General features: G+C 56.6%; 4 protein-coding genes and 3 tRNA genes. All 7 read left to right on the forward strand.

All coding sequences use genetic code 11. The features are described from left to right. Nucleotides 1-414 precede the first annotated feature (414 nt). Nucleotides 415-1,392: a bifunctional biotin--[acetyl-CoA-carboxylase] ligase/biotin operon repressor BirA gene (birA, locus tag ABYA88_RS15765; RefSeq protein ID WP_373188341.1), complete on the forward strand. Its 978-nt coding sequence runs from the start codon at nucleotides 415-417 to the stop codon at nucleotides 1,390-1,392. Then, nucleotides 1,382-2,131, forward strand: coding sequence for a type III pantothenate kinase (locus tag ABYA88_RS15770; RefSeq protein ID WP_373188342.1), 750 nt, complete (start codon nucleotides 1,382-1,384; stop codon nucleotides 2,129-2,131). Before birA ends, ABYA88_RS15770 begins: the two co-directional genes overlap by 11 nt. Continuing rightward, nucleotides 2,131-2,790 carry an SPOR domain-containing protein gene (locus ABYA88_RS15775; RefSeq protein WP_373188343.1) on the forward strand — a complete coding sequence of 220 codons (660 nt, stop codon included), beginning with the start codon at nucleotides 2,131-2,133 and terminating at the stop codon, nucleotides 2,788-2,790. The genes ABYA88_RS15770 and ABYA88_RS15775 overlap by 1 nt, the downstream gene beginning before the upstream one ends. Before the next feature lie 151 nt (nucleotides 2,791-2,941). Continuing rightward, a tRNA-Tyr gene (locus ABYA88_RS15780) sits at nucleotides 2,942-3,025 on the forward strand. A 23-nt stretch (nucleotides 3,026-3,048) separates the two neighbouring features. Beyond that, nucleotides 3,049-3,122 (forward strand) — tRNA-Gly (locus ABYA88_RS15785). A 25-nt stretch (nucleotides 3,123-3,147) separates the two neighbouring features. Next, nucleotides 3,148-3,223, forward strand: a tRNA-Thr gene (locus ABYA88_RS15790). A gap of 85 nt (nucleotides 3,224-3,308) precedes the next feature. Further along, a partial coding sequence (locus ABYA88_RS15795) for a GTP-binding protein (protein WP_373187646.1) occupies nucleotides 3,309-3,464 on the forward strand: 156 nt, incomplete at its 3' end.

A 3,464-nucleotide genomic window follows, 5' to 3' on the forward strand; every position in this document is an offset into this window, starting at 1 on the left:
GAACTCAGAAGTGAAACGATGCATCGCCGATGGTAGTGTGAGGTTTCCTCATGTGAGAGTAGGTCATCGTCAAGCGCTTATACTGAATAGCCCCGCCTGGAAACAGCGCGGGGCTTTTCTTTGCGCGTTATAAAAGCCTCAACCTTCCACATCAAGCACAATCAAACCACCGACGCGATGACCCCCGCCACTCCGTCATCCTCGCGAACGCGGGGATCCATTGGGCCTGGCAGGCTGCGCGTCGTTCGGACGTAATGTCGCGAATGTGCTCTGGTGGCTCGGAGCTTCTACATCCAAACTCCGGCTTTAAGCTGGTAACTTGGCGCCCTGATGGCGGCAAAATTACATTACCCATTCATTCTGCCAGGCTGCGGCGTTATCATGCGTCCTCAATTTAAACGGTAAGCCGTCGCTATGCTCAGCACTTTACTCAAATTGATGTCTGATGGGCGCTTTCACTCTGGTGAGGCACTCGGCGCTGCGCTGGGTGTCAGTCGAGCGGCCGTCTGGAAAGTGCTAAGCCCATTGGAGCAGCAGGGTTTCCCCATACAGCGGGTTCGAGGCAAGGGTTATCGTATTCCCCAAGGTGCGGTGCTGCTCGACGAACAAGCTATCCGGCATCACCTCCCTGTCGGTTTGGCCGACTATTGGGAATGGCATCTGTACCAGGAGATCGATTCGACCAATGCTCAAGCCCAGAGGCTTATGGCTGCTGGAAGGCAAAGGCCGCTTGTCTGTATCAGCGAGCAGCAAAGCGCCGGGCGCGGTCGTCGCGGTCGTGCCTGGATCAGCCCCTACGCCCAGAACATCTATCTGAGCATAACCGAGCCGTTCGAGACGGGTGCCCAGGGGCTGGAGGGCCTTAGTCTGGTTGTCGGTCTGGTTCTGGCCGAGACACTGCAAGCCTGCGGTTACGAGGATGTGCAGCTGAAATGGCCGAACGATATTCTGCTTAGTGGCAAGAAGCTGGCAGGTATCCTGATCGAGATCGCTGGCGATCTGACCTCGGACTGTGTCGTGGTCATCGGGGTGGGAGTCAACGTTCTGATGCGAGCAGAAGGGGGGGAGGGTATCGACCAGGCCTGGACGTCGTTGCTGCAATCCTCGCGCCACGGTGAGCTGGACCGGAACAGGTTGATCGCATCTTTCTCCGGCAGACTGCTTGAGGCGATAACTGCCTTTCGAAAAAGTGGTTTTGCGCCCTTCATACCCGGCTGGCAGCAGCGTGATGCGTGGTTCGGGCAGATGGTCAGCGTAGTGTCGGGCAATCATGTGATCTCCGGTCGCCATTGTGGTGTCAACGAACGGGGTGCATTAAAGCTGGAAACTGCGAGTGGTATTGTTCTGGCCAACGGTGGCGAAGTCAGCCTGAGGAAGCAGGATGCTTCTTGAGCTAGATTGTGGCAACACGCTGATCAAGTGGCGTCTGGTGGATCGCGAGGGCCGCGTGCGAGATCGCGATATGGCTCCTGATCTTGTGGAGTTGCAGCTGTTGCTTGGTGGGCAGGAGCGGGAGATCCACGCCTGTCGGTTGGTCAGCGTGCGATCAGCCGATGAAACCCAGGTGGTGATGGATCAGCTGACCAGTTGGTTAAAGCTGCATCCTATGCTGGCCAGGGCAAGCCTGGAGCTTGCAGGAGTCAGGAACGGTTATACCGACTTCACCAAGCTCGGCATGGATCGCTGGCTTGCGCTCGTTGCTGCCTACGCCCGCTACCGCCAAGCCTGTGTAGTGATTGATCTGGGCACGGCAATAACTGTCGACTTCGTCGATGCTTCCGGCCAGCACCTTGGGGGCTACATAGCCCCGGGTAGCAAGCTCCTGCGCAACGGGCTGAAGCGTCATACCCGTCTGATTCGTTATGATGAAAGTCTGCTGGGCGATCTGTTGCTGCCTACGCCCGGGAGCAATACCGCTCAGGCTGTCGAGTACGGCTGTGATCTTATGCTTGCCGGTTTTGTGCGTGAGCAGCAGCGGATTGCCCGCCAGCTGCTGGGCGAAGATATGCTGGTCATCCTCACCGGTGGCGATGCGGAGCGTATGGCGCAAGCATTGCCGGGCGAGTGCATGGTTATCAGCGATCTGGTTTTTGAAGGGCTGGCGCTCGCGTGTTCGCTGGGGGAGTCATGATGCGATCGGTATTGCTCTTCCTGCTCTTACTTAACGTATTGTATGCGCTCTGGCAGTTGCAGGATGATCGGGCCGTCCAGGCACTTTACGAGACGGCGGATGAGTCGCTGGAACCGCTGTCGCCCGACATTGCGCCGCCGGAACTGGTACGCCAGGTTGGCAGCCAGCCGACAGAGGACAGTTCCCGGCTTTGCGTGAATCTGGGTGTGTTCAGCACGCCTGGAAAAGCCGAACAATTACGACAGCGATTGCTCGCCCTGTCTGTGCAATCAGAGGTTATCTCCAGGGATGTGGCAGACACTCTCGATTACTGGCTGGTGCTCCCGGTCGAGGGCGGTGAGCGCGAAGCAATCTCTCAACTGAACCTGTTGCAGGGGCAGGGGATTGATAGTTTTTTGATAACCCAGGGTCCGCTTGCCGGCAATATCTCCCTTGGCGTCTTCAGCCGCGAAGAATATGCGGCAGCGCGCCAGGCGCAGTTACAGGCGCAGGGTTATAGCGTTGAAGTCGAGATGCTGGAAAAAACCTCCGTTGAATATCTGGTACAAGTAGACGCGGAAGCCAGAAGGTTGGTGGATCAGTCGATGCTTGCCAGGTTGCGCGACAGCTTTCCGGATCTCCAGCATCAGTTCGATCCTTGCCAGCCCGTTGCGAACTGAGTCCGCATCACCTATGATATGCGCCGCGTGGTCGGATACGCCTTGAGGGCATACCTGGCGCGCAAAGCTCTTTCAGCACACAAGTAGCGGTTTTTACTAATAAATGTGTTGACAGGGTGGCGCCAAGTGAACAAAATGGCGCCTCTTTTACGGAGGGGTTCCCGAGCGGTCAAAGGGATCAGACTGTAAATCTGACGCGAAAGCTTCGAAGGTTCGAATCCTTCCCCCTCCACCAGATTTCGCAATAGCCAGTGCTCGGCGGGTATAGTTCAACGGTAGAACCTCAGCCTTCCAAGCTGATGGTGCGGGTTCGATTCCCGCTACCCGCTCCAATCTGGCACTGCACCAAGTCTGTATGCTCATGTAGCTCAGCTGGTAGAGCACACCCTTGGTAAGGGTGAGGTCAGCGGTTCAATTCCGCTCATGAGCTCCAGTATAGAGGCAGATATGCGAATATCTGCCTTTTATTTAATGGTCGCGTGACACGCGCATTGTACTCACGAATAAGGGGTCTCTCGATGGCTAAAGAGAAGTTTGAACGTAAAAAACCGCACCTTAACGTGGGCACCATCGGTCACGTCGACCATGGCAAGACCACTCTGACAGCGGCACTGACCAAGGTCTGCGCTGAATCCTACGGCGGTTCCGCCCGTGGTTTCGACCAGATCGATAAC

It is taken from the genome of Halopseudomonas sp. (assembly GCF_041579695.1).
GTDB lineage: Bacteria > Pseudomonadota > Gammaproteobacteria > Pseudomonadales > Pseudomonadaceae > Halopseudomonas.